Source organism: Pseudomonas sp. MWU12-2029, from assembly GCF_023242425.1.
GTDB classification, from domain to species: Bacteria; Pseudomonadota; Gammaproteobacteria; order Pseudomonadales; family Pseudomonadaceae; genus Aquipseudomonas; species Aquipseudomonas kribbensis.
This window is the reverse complement of sequence record NZ_JALJDY010000001.1, coordinates 757,085-778,271: the sequence shown is the minus strand read 5'-3', so window position 1 is coordinate 778,271 and position 21,187 is coordinate 757,085. Positions and strand designations below refer to the sequence as shown.

General features: G+C 61.8%; 17 protein-coding genes. 6 read left to right on the top strand and 11 right to left on the bottom strand.

From position 1 onward, the window contains the following. Positions 1-383 precede the first annotated feature (383 nt). A complete protein-coding gene (locus M5B44_RS03730) occupies positions 384-1,352 on the bottom strand; it encodes a LysR family transcriptional regulator (protein WP_085711718.1) in 969 nt (322 codons plus the stop codon). A gap of 182 nt (positions 1,353-1,534) precedes the next feature. Between M5B44_RS03730 and M5B44_RS03725 the strand changes: the two genes are divergently transcribed. From M5B44_RS03725 to M5B44_RS03710, 4 genes are read left to right on the top strand one after another with little or no spacing between them, the layout of a single operon-like run. Continuing rightward, positions 1,535-3,046, top strand: coding sequence for an efflux transporter outer membrane subunit (locus M5B44_RS03725; protein WP_248738263.1), 1,512 nt, complete (start codon positions 1,535-1,537; stop codon positions 3,044-3,046). 10 nt (positions 3,047-3,056) lie between these two features. Continuing rightward, positions 3,057-5,249, top strand: a complete 2,193-nt coding sequence (locus tag M5B44_RS03720) for an FUSC family protein (RefSeq protein ID WP_248738262.1) — start codon at positions 3,057-3,059, stop codon at positions 5,247-5,249. Further along, complete coding sequence (locus tag M5B44_RS03715; RefSeq protein WP_003221811.1) at positions 5,239-5,439, top strand: DUF1656 domain-containing protein; 201 nt, start codon at positions 5,239-5,241, stop codon at positions 5,437-5,439. Before M5B44_RS03720 ends, M5B44_RS03715 begins: the two co-directional genes overlap by 11 nt. A 10-nt stretch (positions 5,440-5,449) precedes the next feature. Next, entirely contained in the window at positions 5,450-6,313 is an 864-nt protein-coding gene (locus M5B44_RS03710; protein WP_248738261.1) for an HlyD family secretion protein, read from the top strand. A 45-nt stretch (positions 6,314-6,358) separates the two neighbouring features. On the opposite strand, the gene M5B44_RS03705 is transcribed toward M5B44_RS03710, so the two are convergent. Together M5B44_RS03705 and M5B44_RS03700 are read right to left on the bottom strand one after the other, a co-directional pair. Beyond that, on the bottom strand, positions 6,359-6,757 hold the full coding sequence (locus M5B44_RS03705; protein WP_248738260.1) for a DUF4440 domain-containing protein: 399 nt from the start codon (positions 6,755-6,757) through the stop codon (positions 6,359-6,361). Continuing rightward, positions 6,754-8,124 (bottom strand): MFS transporter, encoded by a 1,371-nt coding sequence (locus M5B44_RS03700; protein ID WP_248738259.1) that lies wholly within the window; start codon positions 8,122-8,124, stop codon positions 6,754-6,756. The genes M5B44_RS03705 and M5B44_RS03700 overlap by 4 nt, the downstream gene beginning before the upstream one ends. Before the next feature lie 109 nt (positions 8,125-8,233). Here M5B44_RS03700 and M5B44_RS03695 point away from each other — a divergent pair, with 109 nt between their 5' ends. Further along, on the top strand, positions 8,234-9,115 hold the full coding sequence (locus M5B44_RS03695; protein ID WP_248738258.1) for a LysR family transcriptional regulator: 882 nt from the start codon (positions 8,234-8,236) through the stop codon (positions 9,113-9,115). Between the two features lie 7 nt (positions 9,116-9,122). Here the strand turns inward: M5B44_RS03695 and M5B44_RS03690 are convergent, their stop codons facing one another. Further along, on the bottom strand, positions 9,123-9,947 hold the full coding sequence (locus M5B44_RS03690) for an SDR family oxidoreductase (RefSeq protein ID WP_248738257.1): 825 nt from the start codon (positions 9,945-9,947) through the stop codon (positions 9,123-9,125). A 35-nt stretch (positions 9,948-9,982) separates the two neighbouring features. Beyond that, the gene (locus M5B44_RS03685; RefSeq protein WP_248738256.1) at positions 9,983-10,447 is read right to left on the bottom strand and encodes a multidrug transporter; all 465 of its coding nucleotides are present in this window, start codon (positions 10,445-10,447) and stop codon (positions 9,983-9,985) included. 181 nt (positions 10,448-10,628) lie between these two features. On the opposite strand from M5B44_RS03685, the gene M5B44_RS03680 reads away from it, so the two are divergent. After that, positions 10,629-13,457, top strand: a complete 2,829-nt coding sequence (locus M5B44_RS03680; RefSeq protein ID WP_248738255.1) for an RHS repeat domain-containing protein — start codon at positions 10,629-10,631, stop codon at positions 13,455-13,457. 78 nt (positions 13,458-13,535) lie between these two features. Here M5B44_RS03680 and M5B44_RS03675 read toward each other — a convergent pair whose 3' ends face one another. From M5B44_RS03675 to M5B44_RS03650, 6 genes are all read right to left on the bottom strand, one after another. Next, positions 13,536-14,987 (bottom strand): mannose-1-phosphate guanylyltransferase/mannose-6-phosphate isomerase, encoded by a 1,452-nt coding sequence (locus M5B44_RS03675; protein ID WP_134825554.1) that lies wholly within the window; start codon positions 14,985-14,987, stop codon positions 13,536-13,538. Positions 14,988-15,092: 105 nt separating this feature from the next. Continuing rightward, a complete protein-coding gene (locus M5B44_RS03670) occupies positions 15,093-15,749 on the bottom strand; it encodes an alginate O-acetyltransferase AlgF (RefSeq protein WP_114881477.1) in 657 nt (218 codons plus the stop codon). Between the two features lie 14 nt (positions 15,750-15,763). Then, positions 15,764-16,939 carry an alginate O-acetyltransferase gene (locus M5B44_RS03665; RefSeq protein WP_248738254.1) on the bottom strand — a complete coding sequence of 392 codons (1,176 nt, stop codon included), beginning with the start codon at positions 16,937-16,939 and terminating at the stop codon, positions 15,764-15,766. 10 nt (positions 16,940-16,949) lie between these two features. Then, positions 16,950-18,515, bottom strand: coding sequence for an MBOAT family O-acyltransferase (locus tag M5B44_RS03660; protein WP_192552923.1), 1,566 nt, complete (start codon positions 18,513-18,515; stop codon positions 16,950-16,952). Positions 18,516-18,602: 87 nt separating this feature from the next. Further along, entirely contained in the window at positions 18,603-19,727 is a 1,125-nt protein-coding gene (locus M5B44_RS03655) for a mannuronate-specific alginate lyase (protein ID WP_248738253.1), read from the bottom strand. Between the two features lie 8 nt (positions 19,728-19,735). After that, on the bottom strand, positions 19,736-21,187 hold the full coding sequence (locus M5B44_RS03650; protein ID WP_248738252.1) for an alginate O-acetyltransferase: 1,452 nt from the start codon (positions 21,185-21,187) through the stop codon (positions 19,736-19,738).

Here is a 21,187-nt window from a genome sequence, read left to right as displayed (position 1 = left end):
GCCCCGGCGTTCGGCACCTCGCCTAGGCTCGGTGTTCCTTCGTTCCGGGATTCATCCGGGGGCATCGCCTACGGTTTGCTTCGCTGCACCTCCTCTCGATGTGTTCGACTTCGTCGAACGGCGCTTCGCGCCCACCCCCGGATGAATCCCTCCACTCAGCCTGCCGAAGGGGCCAGCACGTCAAAAGCGGTACTCGAGCTAACGCTCATTGTGTTGAGTGGTGGAAAGCCAAAGCAGAAGCGGAATGTGTGCTTTTTTTCTTGAGTTCGATTCGGTATTTCACGTCGGCGTAGCTCTCCCAAACAACTCGGTCGGTTCCCTCTCCTCGGGGAGAGGGTGAGGGGTGGCGCTCTCAACATCACACCAATTTCAGGAGGACCAACTCAATTCGCCACCCGCACCCCCGCCAGACTCCCACTCATCTCATAAGCCGCCAGTTCCGCCTGATGCCCCGCCAGAATCTCCGGCAACGACCCACGCAAATATTCAACCCAGGTCTTGATCTTCGCATCCAGATACTGCCGCGACGGGTAGATCGCATACAGGTTCAGTTCCTGCGAGCGGTAGTTCGGCATCACCCGCACCAGCGAGCCGTTGCGCAAGCCTTCGATCGCGGCATACACCGGCAATACACCGACACCCATCCCGCTGGTGATCGCGGTTTTCATCGCGTCGGCGGAGTTCACCAGGAAGGGTGAGCTGTTGATGGTGACCATTTCCTGGCCTTCCGGGCCGTCGAAGGCCCATTTTTCCAGGGGGATCACCGGGCTCACCAGGCGCAGGCAGGCGTGGTTCAGCAGGTCGCTGGGTTTCTGTGCGCAGCCGTTGGCTTTCACGTAGGCCGGGGAGGCGCAGACGATGCTGTAGGTGATGCCCAGGCGTTGCGAGACGAAACCCGAGTCCGGCAGTTCGCGGGCGAGGACGATGGACACGTCGTAGCCTTCGTCCAGCAGGTCCGGCACGCGGTTGGCCATGGTCAGGTCGAAGGTCACGTCCGGGTGGGTCTTGCGGTAGCGGGCGATGGCGTCGATCACGAAGTGCTGGCCGATGCCGGTCATGGTGTGCACTTTCAACTGACCGGCCGGGCGCGCGTGGGCTTCGCTGGCTTCGGCTTCTGCCTCTTCGACGTAGGCGAGGATCTGCTCGCAGCGCAGCAGGTAGCGCTTGCCGGCCTCGGTGAGTGCGATGCGCCGGGTCGTGCGATTCAGCAGACGGGTTTGCAGGTGAGCCTCAAGGTTGGAGACCGCGCGCGAGACGTTGGCAGTGGTGGTGTCGAGTTGCACGGCGGCGGCGGTGAAGCTGCCGGCTTCGGCCACACAACTGAAGGCGCGCATGTTTTGCAAAGTGTCCATGGGGTGCTCTCAAGGGAGATGGCAAATTGTGACACGAAGTTTCAGGGGCTGAGACCCCCGACCAAGGGATTATCTCGTTAACCGTAACAAAGATTCGCAGAAAACCCAGCTTATCGCCGTTCAGGGCGCCCCCTAGAATTGCGCCCACCTCGAAACATCCCCCACCTCAGGAATTCGCAGCAGTGCCGCGTCGCATCAACAGAGCGCTTTTGCCGCTCAGTGTTCTGGCTATTTCGTTAGGTCTCAGCGGCTGCATCGGAACCGGAGGGATTGCCCCGCAGGGCAAGGCTCTGGACGCCAATGAACTGGCCACCGACGAGGCCATCGCCCACGCCGCCCGTGACGCAAACTGGCCCACCGCTCAATGGTGGCAAGCCTACGGCGACCCGCAACTCAATCGCTGGATCGACCTGGCCGTGCAAGGCAGCCCGACTATGGCCATGGCCGCCGCGCGAGTGCGTCAGGCCCGGTCCATGGCCGGTGTCGCCGAAGCCGCCGAGTCGTTGCAGATCAATGGCGAGTCGACCCTCAAGCGTCACAACTGGCCGACCGACCAGTTCTACGGTCCCGGTGAGCTGGCCAACAGCACCACCTGGGACAACAACGCCGCACTGGGTTTCAGTTACGCGCTGGACCTCTGGGGCCGTGAAAGCAACAGCACCGAACGTGCGGTGGATCTTGCGCACATGAGCGTGGCCGAGGCGCGGCAGGCGCAGCTCGAATTGCAGAACAACATCGTGCGCGCCTACATCGAGCTGTCGTTGCACTATGCCCAGCGCGACATCGTGGCGGCGACGCTCAAGCAGCAACAGCAGATTCTCGAGCTGGCGCAGAAACGCCTGAACGGCGGGATCGGCACGCACTTCGAAGTCAGCCAGGCGGAGACCCCGCTGCCGGAAACCCATCGGCAACTGGATGCACTGGACGAAGAAATCGCCCTGAGCCGCAACCAGATCGCGGCACTGGCCGGCAAAGGCCCGGGCGTCGGCGCGCAATTGCAGCGTCCGACCCTGTCCCTCGGCGCGGCGCTGAAGCTGCCGTCGGCACTGCCCGCCGAGTTGCTCGGCCAGCGTCCGGACGTGGTCGCCAGTCGCTGGCAAGTGGCGGCCCAGGCACGCGGGATCGATGTCGCGCATGCCGGGTTCTACCCGAACGTCGATCTGGTCGGCAGCCTCGGCTACATGGCCACCGGCGGCGGAGCGCTGGAGTTTTTGACCGGGAAGAAACTCAACTACAACGTCGGACCGGCGATCTCGCTGCCGATCTTCGACGGCGGGCGACTGCGTGCCGAACTCGGTGAAGCCTCGGCGGGTTATGACATCGCCGTCGCGCATTACAACCAGACCCTGGTCAATGCGCTGAAGAACATCTCCGACCAGTTGATCCGCCGCGAGTCGATGGACAAGCAGCAGACGTTCGCCGCCGAATCCGTGGCCACCGCGCAAAAGACTTACGACATCGCGATGATCGCCTACCAGCGCGGCCTCACCGATTACCTCAACGTGCTCAACGCCCAGACCCTGCTGTTCAAGCAGCAACAGGTTCAGCAGCAGGTGCAGGCGGCGCGTTTGAGCGCCCATGCGGAACTGGTGACGGCATTGGGCGGTGGCCTTGGTGCGGGTAAAGACGTGCCGACCGCCGAACAGACCGCCGCACCGAAAAAACCGGCCCTTCTTCAAGCCCTCGACCACTGAGCAAGCCTTAATGACTCCGTTGCCCGCACCTTTGCGCTGGCTCTACTCCCTGGAATGGCGCCGGGGTTTCTTCGACTGGGCGCGCAGCGACGGCGTGACCTGGGTCTACATCTTCAAGGTGTTGATTGCCGCGTTCCTGACCCTGTGGCTGGCGATGCGTCTGGAGTTGCCGCAACCGCGCACGGCGATGATCACCGTGTTCATCGTCATGCAGCCGCAGAGCGGCCAGGTGTTCGCCAAGAGTTTCTATCGCTTCCTCGGCACCCTGGCCGGGTCGGCGATGATGGTCACGCTGATTTCGCTGTTCGCCCAGAACACCGAACTGTTCCTCGGTTCGCTGGCGATCTGGGTCGGCATCTGCTCGGCCGGCGCCGCCCGTTGCCGCAACTTCCGCGCTTACGGTTTTGTGCTGGCCGGGTACACGGCAGCGATGGTCGGCCTGCCGGCGCTTGCCCACCCCGATGGCGCGTTCATGGCGGCAGTGTGGCGGGTGCTGGAGATTTCGCTGGGGATTCTCTGCTCGACCCTGGTCAGCGCCGCGATCCTGCCGCAAACCGCCAGCGCCGCGATGCGCAACGCCTTGTATCAGCGCTTCGGTGTGTTCGCGTTGTTCGTCACCGATGGCCTGCGCGGGCGCAGCAAACCGGAGTCGTTCGAGGCCAGCAACGTGCGCTTCATCGCCGAAGCGGTGGGGCTGGAAGGGCTGCGCAGCGTGACCGTGTTCGAAGACCCGCACATGCGTCGACGCAACGGTCGGCTCAGTCGCCTGAACAGCGAGTTCATGGGCATCACCACCCGGTTCAACGCCTTGCACCAGTTACTGGAGCGCCTGCGCGTCAATGGCGAAGAGCATGTCGTGGCAGCGATCAAACCGGGCCTGCAGGATCTGGCCGAAGTGCTCGACGGCTTCAGTGGCCGGGCCCTGACCAGCCCGGATGCAGCGCGTCTGGTGACGGCGCTGACGGCGTACAAGGAAGGTTTGCCGGCACGGGTGCGCAGTCTGCGGGCGGCCTTCCAGGAGAGCGATCCGAGCGACGCCGAGTTGCTGGATTTCCACACCGCGTACGAACTGCTCTATCGCTTCGTCGATGACCTGCACGGTTATGCACAGACCCACGCGTCGTTGGCCGATCACAGCCACGAACGCGAGCGCTGGGACGAGCCGTTCACCCCGCAGACCAGTTGGTGGGCGGCAGCGGCTTCGGGGATTCGTGCCGCATTCATTCTGGTCGTGCTCGGCAGTTACTGGGTCGCCACGGCGTGGCCGAGCGGCGCGACCATGACCCTGATCGCCGCCGCTACCGTGGGCCTGTCGGCGGCGACGCCGAACCCGAAACGCATGGCGTTCCAGATGGCCTGCGGTACGTTCCTCGGGGCGTTGATCGGCTTCGTCGAGATGTTTTTCATCTTCCCGTGGATCGACGGTTTTCCGCTGCTGTGCGTGATGCTCGCGCCAGTGATCGTGCTCGGCTCGTTCCTCGCGTCGCGGCCGCAATACGCCGGTGTCGGCCTGGGTCTGCTGATCTTCTTCAGCACCGGTTCGGTGCCGGACAACCTGACGATCTACAACCCCTACACCTTCATCAACGACTACATCGCCATGGTCATGGGCATGCTGGTTTGCGCCGCGGCAGGCGCGATCATTCTGCCGCCTAACAGCCGCTGGTTGTGGCAGCGCCTGGAGCAGGACCTGCGCGGGCAAGTGGTGTACGCGATCAGCGGCAAACTCAAGGGCCTGGCGTCGAGCTTCGAAAGCCGTACCCGCGACTTGATGCATCAGGCTTATGGTCTGGCGGCCGGTCAGCCGCAGGTGCAGAAAAACCTGCTGCGCTGGATGTTCGTGGTGCTGGAAGTCGGCCACGCGATCATCGAGCTGCGCAAGGAGCAAGCGATTCTGCCGGTGCATCCGGCCTATGCCGAATCTCAGCCATGGCGCCAGGCAATCCGGGTCATGGGGCGCTCGCTGGTGCGGCTGTTCCTGCAACCGAATTCGAGCAATCTGGAACGCGCACTGGTCGCCGTCGATCACGCGATCAGCCGTGTCGCCGCCACCGACGAGCCGTTCGCGCCGCACTTCGACACCTCGGCGCTGCGTCGGGTGAAAAGCTACCTGCACTTCATCCGCACCTCGTTGCTCGACCCGCAATCGCCCCTTGCTGCCCATGCCATCGCCAAGCCCGAAGGACTTGCCCATGCCTCGTGAAATCGCCTTCCACGGCGTGTACATGCCGACCATGACTCTGATGTTTTTCGTTGCTGCGGCACTGGCCTGGGCGCTGGATCGGTTCCTCTCGGGGTTCGATCTGTATCGCTTCTTCTGGCACCCGGCGCTGCTGCGTCTGAGCCTGTTTACCTGTCTGTTCGGCGCGATGGCGCTGACTGTCTACCGTTGAGAACGTTCTGATGAAAAAGTTTTTCAGCCTGCTCGCGACCCTGCTGGTGCTGGCCCTGGCGCTGTGGATCGGCCGCACGTTGTGGGAGCACTACATGAATACCCCGTGGACCCGCGACGGCCGGGTCCGCGCCGATATCATCAACGTCGCGGCCGACGTCAGCGGTGAAGTGGTCGATGTGCCGGTACGTGACAACCAGTTGGTGAAGAAGGGTGACCTGCTGATGCAGATCGATCCCGAACACTATCGCTTGGCGGTGAAACAGGCGCAGTCGCTGGTGGCTTCGCGCAAGGCCACGTGGGAGATGCGCAAGGTCAACGCCCATCGCCGTGCCGATCTGGACAACCTGGTGATCTCTAAGGAAAACCGCGACGACGCCAGCAACATCGCCGACTCGGCACTGGCCGATTACCAACAGGCTCAGGCGCAACTGGAAGCGGCTGAACTCAACCTCAAGCGCACAGAGGTGCGGGCGGCGGTGGACGGCTATGTGACCAACCTCAATGTGCATCGCGGCGACTACGCCCGCATCGGAGAGGCGAAAATGGCCGTGGTCGACATGAACTCGTTCTGGGTCTACGGCTTCTTCGAAGAGACCAAACTGCCTCACGTGCGGGTTGGCGACAAAGCCGACATGCAACTGATGAGCGGTGAAGTCCTCAAGGGCCATGTGGAAAGCATTTCCCGCGGCATCTACGACCGCGACAACCCGGAAAGCCGCGAACTGATCGCCGATGTGAACCCGACGTTCAACTGGGTACGTCTGGCGCAACGGGTGCCGGTGCGGATTCATATCGATGTGGTGCCGGAGGGTGTGCTGCTGGCGGCGGGGATCACCTGCACCGTGGTGGTGAAGCAGGACGCTGTCGAGTAATCCTTGTGGCGAGGGAGCATGCTCCCTCGCCGGATCGGCTTGTTGTCAGCCCTGGCAAAACGTTTCGTGCAAATGCCGCCAGATCACCTGCCCGGATTCGTTTTTTTCAAACACCACGGTTGAACGTCGATCCGTTTGCAACCCACTCGCATCGCTCTGTTGCTCGCGGTAACTCACCGTCGCACCGCGTTCGTGCAGAGCAATCCCGCAAAGCTCGCCGAGCTCGATCCTGAACCCGCTCTTTTTGCCGCCCGCCATTTGAAACAGCGCACGCAAGGCCTCGAAATCCAGCACACGCCCCAGCGGCGTCACCATGGAAAACCGTGGCGAAAAACGCGCCAGCAATCGTTCCAGTGCAGCTTCTTCCTCCTTCACGGCAAACCATCGTTCGATGGCCTCATGGGCCTGGATCACTTCGTCAAAATAGGCGGTGTAGTCAGTCATGTGGATTGTTCCTGAAGGGCAGGTGAGTTCAGCAGTGCGAGCACTTTCGTTGAATCGAAACGCAGCACGGCGGCCATCGGCAACAGCGTCAGCAACGCGGCGGCGAGAAAGCAGTATTGGAAACCGTTGGCGCCCAACGCGCCCAGCAATGAGCTGAGCAGCGCCGCGCCGAGGCAGAAGCCGAGTTGACGGTTGATGTTCCACAGGGCGCTGGAGTGGCCCATTTTTTCCGGCGTGATGCCGACAAACGCCAGGGTCTGCGCAGTGACGCTGCACAGACTGCCGCCCAGCCCCATCAGGGCGTAGGCGAAAATCAACGGGACGCTGGCGGGGTGGTCGATCTGAATCAGCACGGCAATGCCCAGGCATTGCAGCAGCATGCCGGCGATCAGCAATGGCTTGGGGCCGATCCGGTTGAAGCTGCGTTTGCCCAGCATGATCGCCACGCCCGAGGCCGCCGCCCAGGACAGCATCAGCGACCCGGTTTTTGCTGCACCGAAACCGAGGTCATGCAGGTACAGCACGGCAATCATGTTGGTGCCGGTAAAGATGCCGGGCACGAACAGATAGATCAGCATCGCCAGGCGCAGGGACGGGTTCCTGATCAGTTGCAGATCAAGGACTGCACCCGGTTTGTTCCAGCCATCACGCAGGTAGATCCACAGGCTCAGGGCGCAGAGCAGCAGGACACCGCCCGCGAGGTGACGGGTTTCGGGTTCGCTCGCCAGACTGACGGCCATCAACAACAGACTCAGGGCCGACACGGCCAGCAGCAGGCCGCGTGCGTCCAGTGTCGGGCGTTCACTGGTAGCCTGATCCGGCTTCAGCCACAGCAGGCCCAATCCGAAAGCCACGAGCGTCACCGGCAAGTTCAGGTAGAAAATCCAGCGCCAAGACAACGTTTCAACGATCAAGCCTCCCGCCGCCGGCGACAGGGCCGGTACCATCAGCGCCACCAGCAGAACCACACCGGTGAAGTGCGCGCGCTGTGTCGCCGGAAACTCTCGATAGGCCAGCGCCTGACCGACCGGCAGCAGCAACCCGCCACCGAGCCCTTGCAGCAGTCGCCAGCCGATCAGGCTTTCAATCGAACCCGCCTGAGCGATGAGCCCGGAGGCGATCCCGAACACCAGCAGTGAACCGAGGATCAGCCGCCGTTCGCCCACCCGTGCCGCCAGCCACACGCTCATCGGAATGATCAGCGTCAGCCCGAGCATGTAGGCGTTGGTGATCCACGCCAGTTGCGTCACCGAGGCGTGCAACTGCGCGGCGATGTCCGGGTAGGCAATGCTGGCGGCGAACATGTTCAGCAGGTCGAGGGCGAAGCCCAGCAAATACACCAGCGCGACTTTCGAGCGATAGGCCATGGCAGCTTCCCTGTGATGAAGCGTGCAGGGTAGGGCGCTGGCGGCGATAGAAATACGCTGGTTTGACTGCTAGTTTGTCAAAACTATTTTGACAGTGAGCGTGCTGAACATGGTCAGCCTGGATCGATTCGATACCTTCAAAGCCGTGGTCGAGGCCGGCTCGTTGACCGCAGCCGCCGATACGCTGGGGCAGACGCGGGCGGTGGTGAGCTTCAACCTCAAGCGGCTGGAGGAAGAGTTGGGCGTTACCTTGCTCACCCGCAACACCCGGCAACTGGCCCTGACCGATGCCGGTGAACGTTTTTACCGGCGTTGTCTGCGCACCCTCGACGAAGCGCGGCTGGCCATCGAAGAGGCTCGCTCGGAGCACTCTCAGCTCAAGGGCACCCTGCGCATCACCACGACCGTGGAGTTTGCCCTGGCTCAGGTGGTGCCGGCGCTGGAAGTGTTTCGACAACAGCAGCCGCAACTGAACATTCACTTGTCCACGTCCTCGACCCATGCCGATCTGATCTCCGAACGTTTTGACATGGCGATCCGCCTGGGCCGCATGCACGACTCCAATCTGCGGGCGGTGCAGTTGTCGACGTTCGAAGTATTTGCAGTAGCGGCACCGGGGCTGGTCGAGGGTTTTGCGCCGGTCAAAACGCTGGCGGTGCTGGAGTCCATGCCAACGCTGGGACATGGGCGAGTGCCAGAAATGACGGTTACCGATCCGGCCGGCACCGAGCATGTCTATCAGCCGAAACCGGGAACCACCGCCATCGTCGCCGACAACTCGGCGACCCTGCGTGCCTTTGCGCTGACCGGGCAAGGCGTGGCGATTCTGCCGCAATGGTTGATACAGGAAGATCTGGACGCCGGGAGATTACAACGCCTGTTGCCGGATTACCGCTTTGCCCAACAAGGCGTGTATGCGCTATACCCGGACACCCGGCACCTGCCGCTGAAGGTGCGGGCGTTCATTGATTTCATGAAAGGTTGGGGCTGACGCGGTTTCAGAGTTGCCCGCGCAAGCCGAAGCGCTTCATCAACGTCGATTCCAGCAGCCCTTTCGGCAACAACGTCGCCAGCAACGGCAACGCCCGGCTGCCATTGCCGATGCGGATCAGCCTTGGCGGTTTGCTCTGCTGCACAGCCTTGAGCAACTCGGCGGCAAAGTCGCTGGCCGGCGTTGGTTTGTCCTGCGAAGCTTTGGCCCGCGCCCGAATACCTTCACGCAACGGAAACCACGGCGATTGTTCGTTGATCAGTTGTTCGGCCTCATGCCCGGCATTCTTGGCGAAGCTCGATTGAATCGCCCCCGGCTGCACTTCCAGCACGCGGATCCCGAACGGCGCCAGCTCCATGCGCAATGCATCGCTCAACGCATGCACCGCCGCTTTCGACGCGCAATAGGCGCCAGCGAATGGCGTGACCAGCACCCCGGAAACACTGCCGACATTCACCACCAGGCCCTTGGCCCGGCGCAGCACCGGGAACAGCGCACGGGTCACGCCGACAATCGAAAACACGTTGGTTTCGAACTGGCGCTGCATGGCCGGAACGCCGCCGTCGAGCAGCGGCCCCATGGCGCCGTAACCGGCATTGTTGATCAGCACATCGAGGCCGCCGTGTTGCTGGTTGATTCGCTCGGCGAGTTGTTCCAGCGCGGAGTTGTCATTGACGTCGAGTTGCACCGCCGTGAACCCGGCAGCGGCGAGTGCCGCGACATCTTCAGCCTTGCGCGCACTGGCCCATACCTCGTAACCGGCGCCTTTGAAGGCATCGGCGAGGGCGCGGCCGATGCCGCTGGAACAACCGGTAATCAACGCAACGGGCATGGCGCATTCCTTGTGCAAAAGAGTGGGAGAGGGGATCAGTCGGAGAAACTACCCTGCAATCGCTCGGCGCGAAACTCCAGGGTTTGCGGGCGATAACCGGGACGCAGTGGCGGCATCGGCAAGCAGTCTTCCCAATTGCCACCGGCCTGCAGTTCACCGGGGCCGCGATAGCGCGGGGCGGCGTATTGATTGTCGGCCAGATTCACGGTGTCGCCCGGCGCGTACGCCGCGATGCGCCAGCGCAGTTCGGTCAGCGGTACGTCGTTGCCGTTGTTCAGCTTCAATTGCAGCGGACGATCCGCCGGGCACTGCTCAGGTGCATAGGTGATGCGCAACTCGAGCCGCGCCAGTTGCTTGATCTCGCGGTTGTCCAGCCACACCACCCACATTGCCACCAGCCCGAGGCCGACGGCGGCCGCCATGGACACCGGCAAGGCTTTGGCCGGGTAGCGCAACAGCAGGATCAGCCAGGTGATGACCAGCAAGACGCCGATGAACATGTTCGAACGCTCCTTGAACTCGTGATGACCATCCTACCGAAGGGGCGCGGGAATGGACATTCGCGGATTGATCGAGTGCGCCGTTGGTCGTGACTGTAATTTCTGACAGTAGCCGAAATAGCGCTGAGCTTGCTCAGATGCCAGAGTCACAACGAGTGCCGGTTGCGGGGGAGCGCGCTCCATGAGCTTGCACATCAATACGCCGAGGGTGTCTGTGGTCGACCCGCGCGGCTTGCCGGTTCGCACGGTCGACTATTGTCGAACCGTCGAGGGCGGCCCGGTCGATCTCCGGATTAACCGCACGCTTCACGATCCGGCAGGGAATGCGGTGAAACACTGGGATCCGCGGCTTTGGCTGTCACAGGCCGGCGACCCGCTGACGCCGGCCAATCTGACGCAGGTGTTTGTACTGGACGCCTCGGTCATACGTTCGGACAGCGTCGATGCCGGCACGCAAATCGAGTTGAAGGGGCTCGCCACGCAAACGGTGTTCAGTTGGGACAGCCGTCAGACACAGCGCGAGATCGAGCACGACTATCTGCTGCGCCCCGTCGCGATATTCGAAGAAGGAACGGGCGAGCCTCGGCGTTGTGTCGAGCGCCTGACCTACGGTCATCCCGGCAGCGGGAATCAGTCGCGAAACCAGTTCGGTCAGCTGATTCGTCATGATCATCCGGCCGGCAGCGTGCTTTTCAACGCGTTTGCCATCAGCGGCCCATGCACCGAGGACACCCGCCATTTCACGCTGGACCCGCTGACACCCCACTGGCCGGAGCTGGAGGCGGATCGTCAGCGGCTGTTGGAGCCTGGCGTCGGTGCAACATCGCAGTGGCGCCATGGTGCGCTGGGCGATGTGCTGGAACAGACGGATGCCCGAGACAACCGACATGCATTCGCGCTGACCGTCGATGGCCGCTTGCACGAGCGCCGTTTGCAGTTGAAAGGGGAGCCTGAGCAGATCCTGGTCACTGACATCCGCTACAACGCGCAAGGCAATGTCACGCAGCATACTGCCGGCAACGGTGTGCACACCAACCGGACCTATCGCCCCGAAGACGATCGCCTGTTGGGCCTTCGGTCCGAAGACGCTCACGGTCTCGGGCTGCAACACCTGATTTATGGATACGACAGGGTGGGCAATGTCCTGAGTATCGAAGACAGGACGCTGCCGATACGTTACTTCGCCAACCAGCGCATCGAGCCGGTCAGCCGCTTTGTCTACGACAGCCTTTATCAGCTGACCAAGGCGTCCGGCTGGGAAGCGGGTACTGTCAATCAGGGCCCGCAATCGATGGGGCGCATCGATCCGGCGGCGGTCAGCAACTATCAGCAGACTTACGAATATGATCCCGGCGGCAACCTGCGCAACCTGATTCATGTCGGGCCACAAAGCCACGGGCGCAAACTGCAACCGGCGAGTTACAGCAACCGCACTTTGCCTTACACGGACGTCATTCCCGGCGATCCGCAAATCGAAGCGGCCTACGACCGCAGAGGCAACCTGCTGGAGCTGGAAGCGGGGCGGGTGCTGAGCTGGAACCTGCGCAACCAACTGCAATCGGTCAGCCCGGTGGCGCGTGCCTCCGGGCTCAACGACCACGAGGTCTATCTCTACGATGGCAGCAGTCAGCGGGTACGCAAGATCCGCTCTTTGTTAACCAATGCCCGAACCCTGGTTGCCGATGTGCGCTATTTGCCCGGGCTGGAGTTGCGAACCGACAACGGTTCCGGCGAACGGTTGCAGGTCATCATTGCCGACAATGCTCGGGTACTGCGTTGGGAGAGTCCGCCGCCCTGGGGCGCCGACATTCAATTTCGATACCAGCATGTTGATCGCCTGGGTTCGGGCAGTCTGGAAACCGCCGATGACGGTGCGGTGATCAGCCGGGAAACGTTTCACCCATACGGTACCAGTGCCTGGAAGGACGGCGAATTCAGCTACAAATACATCCGTTACTCGGGCAAGGAGCGTGATGCGACCGGGCTCGACTCTTTCGGTCTGCGCTACTACATCCCGTGGTTGCAGCATTGGTTGAATCCGGACCCCAAAGGCATGATCGACGGGCCCAATCTGTACCGTATGGTCGCCAATTCGCCGGTCACTTTTTTCGACAGCGACGGGGGAGGCAAAACCGAAGCCGATGAATTGAACAGCAGCGCGGACAAACAGCAGGCCTTGTTGTCAGCAGTGTCATCGGCTGTTGCGAACACCCGCAACTCCATCATGAATCACCTGTATGCCCGTCAACGTTTTCAGGGGCTGGGCAGACGCGTCATCACGCAATTGGGCAGTTCCGCAGTCAGCGCCGGTGCCAGCGCGGCAGGCTCCGTCGCAGGGGGCGCCATTGGCGGGCTGTTTGGTCCGGCTGGTGCGACATTGGGTACCGTTGCCGGGGAAAAGGCTGTATCAATGGCAGCAGGCAGCCTTGTGTCCAAAGTGGTGGACGCCTTTCAACTGGATCGCGCGATCAATTTCAAAGGCAATGAAATGAATCCCAGGGCTTTCATCGAAAGCGTCGAGCCGAAAAAGAGGCCGGGTCTGGCAACGCTAGGATTCGAACTCGCGGCATCGGATCCACGTACACCAGAAGGACGCGCCCGGCTCCCCAGAGTGGCGGTCGATAAAACGATTGACAAGGTGGGTGGCAAGCTGGGTTCGGAGGTGCCGGGCCTGATAAGAACCGGAATTGAGTTCTACCGTGCCTCGCAAGGATTGAATGCAGAAGCACTGAGCGAAGCTTACGAACAAACGCCAGCGGTGATCGACATGCTGGAATTCAGAACACAGGCGATCAAGGACGAACTGGCTGTGTCCAGCAATGTAACGGAGGAGATCTTCGAAAAGGTTTCCGAGCTGTCTGCGCAAACTCCGGTCGTTGTTCGGGCGCTGAACAGGAGTCAGGACTTCATCGCGCTGGTTGGGCCGACGCCCTATGCCGGTAATCGGCACTCGGTCAAACGAGGGGCTCGAGCGAAGTCTCCTGCACCCCGGCAGCAGTCGTACAGCTGAAGCCCAAAAAGCCCCCGCCCAACCCACTGCGGATAGGGGACGCAGCAGGCTGGACAGGGGCTTTTAATTACAGAGCGATCACTGCGCGATGGTTTTCACCGACACGCCGCGTTCGATCGGGGTGGAGCGACCGTAGATGTCCTCGAAACGCTCGATATCGTCTTCACCCAGATACGAGCCCGACTGCACTTCGATGATTTCCAGCGGGATCTTGCCCGGGTTGCGCAGGCGATGCACCGAGGCGATCGGGATGTAGGTCGACTGGTTTTCGCAGAGCAGGAACACGTTTTCATCGCAGGTCACTTCGGCGGTGCCGCTGACCACGATCCAGTGTTCGGCGCGGTGGTGGTGCATCTGCAGCGACAGGCACGCGCCCGGTTTGACCGAGATGTGCTTGACCTGGAAACGCCCGCCCATGTCCACCGAGTCGTAGGAGCCCCACGGACGATAGACCTCGCAGTGGTTCTGGGTTTCGCTGCGTCCCTGCTCGTTGAGGGTGTTGACCATCTGCTTGACGCCTTGGACCTTGTCCTTGTGGGCGATCATCATGGCGTCCTTGGTCTCGACCACGACAATGTTTTCCAGACCGATCACCGACACCAGTTTGCCGTTGCCGTGGATCATGCAGTTCTTGCTGTCCTGGATCACCACGTCGCCCTTGCTGACGTTGCCGTTGGCGTCCTTCTCGTTGACTTCCCACAGCGACGACCAGCAGCCGACATCGCTCCAGCCGGCGGTCAGCGGCACCACGCAGGCGCGCTGGGTCTTTTCCATCACGGAATAGTCGATGGAGTTGTCCGGGCAGCAGGCGAAGGTGGCTTCGTCGAAGGTGATGGTGTCCGGGTCCTGAGTGCTGCGCTCCAGGGTCAGCAGGCAGGTGTCGTAGATGTCCGGGTCGTGTTTTTTCAGCTCTTCGAGGAAGCGGCTGGCACGGAACAGGAACATGCCGCTGTTCCAGTAGTAACCGCCGGACTCGACGTATTCGGTGGCGCGTTTGACGTCGGGTTTTTCCACGAAGTGCGAGACGCGGCTGACGCCTTCCGGCAGCAGTGAATCGCCGGTGGATTTGATGTAGCCGTAACCGGTTTCCGGTTTGGTGGCCGGCACGCCGAACAACACCATCTCGCCGTTTTCTGCCGCCACGGTGGCCAGGGCCAGGGCGCGTTGCAGGGCTTTCTGGTCTTCGAGAACGTGGTCGGCCGGCAGCACCAGCATCAGTTCGTCGCGACCTTCATTGACCAGCATCATCGCGGTCAGCGCCACGGCCGGCGCGGTGTTGCGGCCGAACGGCTCCATCAGGATGCGCTGGCATTCGAGGTTCCGGTTGCTCAGCTGTTCGTTGACGATGAAGCGGTGATCCTTGTTGCAGACCACGATCGGGGTGTCCATGCCTTCGAACACCAGACGCTCGAGAGTTTGCTGGAACAGTGTGTGTTCGCCGGTCAGGGCGAGGAACTGCTTGGGAAACTGCTTGCGCGAAAGCGGCCAAAGACGTGAACCGCTACCACCTGACAAGATCACCGGAATCATATTGTTTACTCCATAAAATCGATTGGGTTAGAGCCACGAGCCTGTGTCGTTTCACTCTTGTTGTTATTCCGTGCCGGGCAGCGATGGCTGCCCGGTTTCATGTGCTTAGCGAGTCGATACCGGGCGCTTCACCCAGACTGGCGACAGGTTGCTGCCGTTGCCGGTGACGTACAGCACCGCGGCTTCACCGCGCTCCAGGGCGACCGGTTTCACGTCGCCGACTTTCTTGTCGCCTTCGTACAGCGCGAGGCTGACTTTCACCGGGTTGATTTCACGCTCGCCACGGCCCTTGGCGGCCACGTTCGGCACCACGTCGGTCTTGCCGTCGGCAGTCTTCAGGGTCAGCGGCTTGTCGCTGAGGTTCTGCACGCGGACCAGGGATTTCTGCTTGTTCTTGAACGGCGGTTCTTCGATCAGTTGCGGCGCGCCGGAGGCGTTGTTGACCAGGGTGTAGTAATGGTCACCGGCGAGCTTCACCGGCAGGGTCTGGCTGCCGATCTTGGCGCTGTAGTCACCGCCCGGCATGAAGCTGAAGTCGCTGCTGGCCAGCGGTGCGACGTCGCTCAGATTGGTGCTGCCGACGGTGGCGCTGACTTCAGCGTTGCTGGCGTTGTAGACCCGTACGAAGGTCGAGCCTTTCGGTGCGGTCGGGCCGTACAGCGCGGCGTCACCACCGGCAAAGGCCTGGACCGACAGCACGCTGAGGCCAGCGACCAGAGCAATGCGTTTGGCGAGACGACGAGGAGTTGTAGTGAAAGTCATGGTGTACCTCTCTTTCAGTTTTGCGCCCGATCGGGCGTCTCGGATTTAGTGTTGATTGCTACGTTTTGTTGGCGCGCGCCGGCTTGTTTAAGCTCTGCGACCCACTGCGGGTCGGCGTCGCCGATTTCGTTGTTCACAGGCAGATATCGTTCAGGAAACTCCCAGATCAGCACCTGTGGCGGGCTGTTCTTGAAGTCATCGCTTTTCAGGTAGCTGAGCATCGGCAGAATCGGGCCGTGGCCGTCCTCGGCGTAATTCACGACGTCGCTGTGCAGCGCTTGTTTGAGCGCACCGACGAAGTTCCAGTTGGGATTGGCGCTGTAGCTGGTACCGATCAGCGCGACCGGCACTTCGCTGTTGGCGAACAGCGCGTCGTCACCGGCAGGCTGCTCGGCGGCGGCCACGGTGTTGCGCTTTTGCAGCGGCTCTTGCGCCGGCATCAGGTTTTCGAACAGCGGATCCAGCGGCAGGAACAGACGCAGGTCGCCCTTGTGCGTGACCTTCTCGGCGGGCGTGGTGACGAAACGCTGCGGCTCGCCGCTGAGCGGGAACTTGTCGGCGATGGTTTTCGCCAGGGTGTTGGCGGCGATTTCCGCGCCTTCCGGGGTCCAGTGGGTGTCGGTGCGCAGGAACACTTGCTGACCGTTCTGCTTGGCCTTTTGCAGCGGGCCGAGCAGGTCGGGGGCGAGGATCTTGTCGGCCGCGACACGGGCGTGGAAGTCCTGATAGAGGTTGGCGTGGATGCTCGCCGGTTTCACTTCACCCAGGTGTTCCGGGTACAGGCGAACCTTGGCCGGCACGATCGCCATCACCAGTTTCACGCCTTTCTCTTTCAGGGTCTGGCGCACGCCTTCGACCAGCGCGTAGTTGCCTTGCAGGTTCAGCTCTTCGTTGACGATCGGGTTGAATTCCTCATCGCTGTACAACCACTGATCGCGACCGAGCACCACGCCCGGACGACCTTCGTTGAACAGTTTGAAATCCAGTGCGGCCCAGAGGTTGGTGCCCAGGCGCTTGATCGGGAATTCATCGTCGTAGTGGGTTTCCACGGCTTTGGTCCAGCGGCCGTTGAGCACCGTCGCGTCGGCGTTGGTGCTGAAGCCGAAGAAGCTGCGCACCGACCACAGACCGAGCACCAGCAGGGTCACCAGAAACAGCGCGATGTAGAAGATGCGTAATGAGCGGGTCATGTCAGATCCCTCAGAACTGGAAGTAAAGGAACGGCGAGAAGCTTTGCGCCGAGAGTTTGAGAATCGAGGCGATGAACAGCAGCAGGATCAGCCCGCGCATCACGTAGCGCGACCAGTCCGCCGTCCAGTACGCCGGTTGCACCTGGGCGTCGACGCCGACGGTGTAGCCAGGTTCGTGGATGCTCGCCGGGTTTTCGCCGGGGGCAGCCTTGATAAGACCCGGTTGCGCACCGGCAGGGCCGTCGCTCTCGACGTTGACCGCAGGTTTGGTCTTCACCGGTGGCTTGCTGGTGTACAGATCACGCAGGCCGAAGAACGCCAGGGTCACGTAAGCGACCACCAGAGTCGCGACTTGCAGACCGGTGAGGCTGGCCTGGTTGAGTTCCGACAGCGACCAGTCGCCGAAGCTGAACATCGCGCCGTACATGCGCCCGGCGACGTGCAGGTTCTCGGCGCGGAAGATCACCCAGCCCATGACCACCAGCAGGAAGGTCAGCGCCCAGCGGATCGGGTTGAGGCTGCGCGGCGAGGTGTTGAGGCCGAGCATTTTTTCGATCGCCAGCCACATGCCGTGCCACGCACCCCAGACGATGTAGGTGATGTTCGCGCCGTGCCACAGACCACCGAGCAGCATGGTCAGGAACAGGTTGCGATAGGTCATCAGCGTGCCTTTGCGGTTACCGCCGAGGGTGATGTACAGGTAGTCACGCAGCCAGGTCGACAGGCTGATGTGCCAGCGACGCCAGAACTCGGTGATCGACTGGCTGATGTACGGCTGCTTGAAGTTTTCCATGAAGCGGAAACCCATCATCAGGCCCAAGCCGATGGCCATGTCGCTGTAACCGGAGAAGTCGAAATACAGCTGCGCGGTGTAAGCCAGCGCGCCGAGCCAGGCATCGCCCGTGGTCGGGTTTTGCAGGGCGAAGCAATGGTCGGCCACCACGGCGAGGGTGTCGGCGATGAACACCTTCTTGATGAAACCCTGCATGAACCGCGTGCAGCCCTCGGAGAACTTGTCGAGGGTGTGGGTGCGGTTGTTGAACTGGTCGGCCAGGTCACGGAAACGCAGCACGGGACCGGCAATCAGGTGCGGGAAGATCGCCACAAACGCCGCGAAGTCGATCAGGTTGCGGGTGGCCGGGGTGTCGCCGCGATAGACGTCGATGATGTAGCTGATCGACTCGAAGATGTAGAACGAGATACCGATCGGCAGCAGCACGTGAGTCAGGATGAACGGCTCGAGACCGACCGAGGTCATCATCGCGTTGATGCTGTCGACGCCGAAGTTGGCGTACTTGAAGTAGCCGAGGATGCACAGGTCCACCGCCACGCCGAGCAGCAGCCAGCGCTGGGCCGGTCTGGTGCGCACGCCAGCGGCGCCGACTTTCAGGCCGATCCAGTAGTTCCACAGGGTGACGCCGGCGAACAGCGCCAGGAAGTCCACCCGCCACCACGCATAGAACACGTAGCTGGCGATCAGCAGCAGCAAATTGCGATAGCGTTGCCCGCTCAGGTAGTACAAGCCGAGAAAGATCGGCAAGAACAGAAACAGGAACACGTTGGATGAAAATACCATCCCGATCTCTCCATGTTTGAACCAACAGTCAAGGGCCAAAGCCCCCCCAAACCCCCCGTGGAATTGGAGGGGTGAAACGATCTGCGACTAACTGCCCTTGTTACCTTTCTCGTGGGACGGGTCGTAGACCTTGGTCAGGTCGCCGCCGAGCCGAAACGTCTTGAACGGCTGCATCCCGTGCTTCTTCTCGATCACATCCGGCGAACAGGTGTAGAGGCTGCAGAACGGCTCAAGCCAGGCGAATTTCATGTCCTCTTTCAGGTCGGTCATGTCCTGTTCCTTGCCGTTCTTCTTCTCGAAGTCCCCGGGATCTTTCACGCCGGCCAGCACCCGGTCACCCAAACGTTTCAGCGCGCCGTTGTTTTCCTGACGCAGATCGACACCGTTGACCTGGGCGAAACTGGCGATCATCGCCAGCGGCGGCAGGGCGTAGTTGTGATAGGCGAGGGCGCGTTGCTGGCGCTTGAGTTCGTTCGGCAGGTAGCCGTCGGCGTCGATCTGATTGACGCCGACCTTGTATTCCTTGACCGCCCAATCGAACAGGTCGCGGCGGTTGGTGGCGATGGACGTCGCCATCACCGACCACGCTGCCCAGTACGAATGGTTGTTGGTTTTTTCCAGCGGCAGGTTGTCCCAGTCGCTGACCACCTGATCGGCCATCTTGCTGAACCAGGCTTCGATCAACTGCGCTTCCTGCTGGTGCTGGGCCAGCGGATGGGAGTCGGAGAATTTCAGGCGAATGTACGAAGAGGCCATGCTGCCCAGCGCCCATTTGCGCATCGACTTGCCGGTGTGGTTGAAGTCCTTGGACATCAACGCGTCGGACTTGGCCCAAGCAGTCAGCCAGTTGAGTGTGCAATCGAGCTGCTCCGGGCGACCGTCGCGCATGAACTGCATCACGCGTTTGGCGGTGCCGCGCTCCAGCGTGGTGATGTCTTTGGTGGTATCGCGGAAGGCCTTTTCCGACTGCACGTTCAGCGTGGCGCGGGCCTTGTCCGAGCCTTCGTATTTGCTGCGAAATTGCAGCGGGCCGGTGTAGGGCGCCGGCATCGCGTCGCAGCCTTCGCTCTTGTCGCCGGTCTTGAATTTATCCACGGCGGCGAAGTAGCCCTGGGGCGGACGCAGTGGCGCGGCGGCCTGAGTGGCCCCGGCGAACATCGCCAGGGTCAGCAGGGAAGGCGCAAGCAGGTGTTTGATCGTTCGGTTTCGCATGGCAGACCTCATTGCCCGACCTGAGCGGTTTGTTGCCCAGCGCCCGGGAATACGTTGCGTTTGCAGATTTTCGCTTCGACTTTCTGTGGCGCGGTGCCCGCATCCGGGCCCTGGACTTCGACCGCCAGCAGGTTCTGCGAGGCCCAGTCTTCGTCCGTGCGCAACTCAAAGGCGAAACGACCGTCGGTGTCGGAGGTTTCCGGTTTCTCGATCTTGATGTCCTCGTGGCGACCGTTCATGTACCAGAGGGTGGCTTGCAGTTTTTTCACCGAGGGGTCGGCGAAGCGGATGTCGACCTGATGGCCGCTGTTCTGCAGGTTCAGGTTCTTGCTGTTGACCAGCAGTTCCTGTTTGCCGCCGGGCTTGAGCGTGGTGCTGGCGGACATTTGCGCATCTTTGCCTTCGCAGCCGTTGTCGAGCAGGGACATCATCTGGCGATAGATGGTTTCCTGGTCGAGGCGATACAGCGGCGAGAACTCCCAGATGAGGATTTTCGGCGGCGTCTTCTGGAATTCGTCGCTGCCCAGGTACTGCAGCATCGAACCTTCCAGACCGCCGCCGGGGAAGGCGACGTTGAGAATGTCGGCGCCGATGGCTTCTTCGAGGAAGCCGGCGAAGTTGTAGTTCTTGCCGCTGTGCGAAGTGCCGACCAGGGTGATCTGCGGATTTCCTGAATCGCCGAACAGGTCGCCGTCACCGGCTTCGCCTTTGGGCTCGGTGGTGAACTGGTCCATGTACTGGATCGCGTAACTGGTGCCGCACAGCTGCCCGGCCATGTTGTGCAGGGTGCCGGTCTTGCCCATGCGCCCGGAGCGTTTGGTTTCGAATTCACGCTTGGGAATGTCGGCGAAGGCCGGGATCTGCTTGACCTTCTCGGCGACGATTTTCGCCGTGCGCTGCGCACCGTACGGCGTCCAGTGCTGGTCGCCGCGGAAGTAGAAATCGTGGGCGGGCAGGGTGTCCGGCAGCGATTCGTTGGTCAGCGGCGACAGGTCCGGCACCACGTAACCCATCTGCGCAAAACGGCCGAGCATGGTCTTGTAGTTGCCCAGCGCTTTCTCGTAATCGAACGCGGCTTTTTCCGCCGGGTTGAGCTTGTTGCGGTTCACCAGGCCACGGGTCGGCTGGTAGACGATCACCAGTTCGACGCCCTTGGCCTTGAACGCATCGTGCAACTGTTGCAGGCGCTTGTAGCCGGCCGGGGTGGTGTTGAACTCGGTGCGCAGGTCTTCCTGGGTCCGGAACAGCCAGTCGCCCTGGGCTTGCACCAGCGTGGTGAAGTTCTGCTGATAACGCGTGGTGTAGTTCTTCGCGTCATGGGCGGCCGGACACAGGCTGCAGCAGGGTTCGGCGGTGAATTTCGGTGCCTGGACTTCATCCGCGCGGGCGCCGTTGCTGGCCGCCAGAATGCCCACGGTCAGGGCCGACAGGCTGAGTAATTTGATCAGGTGTGGGTGCAT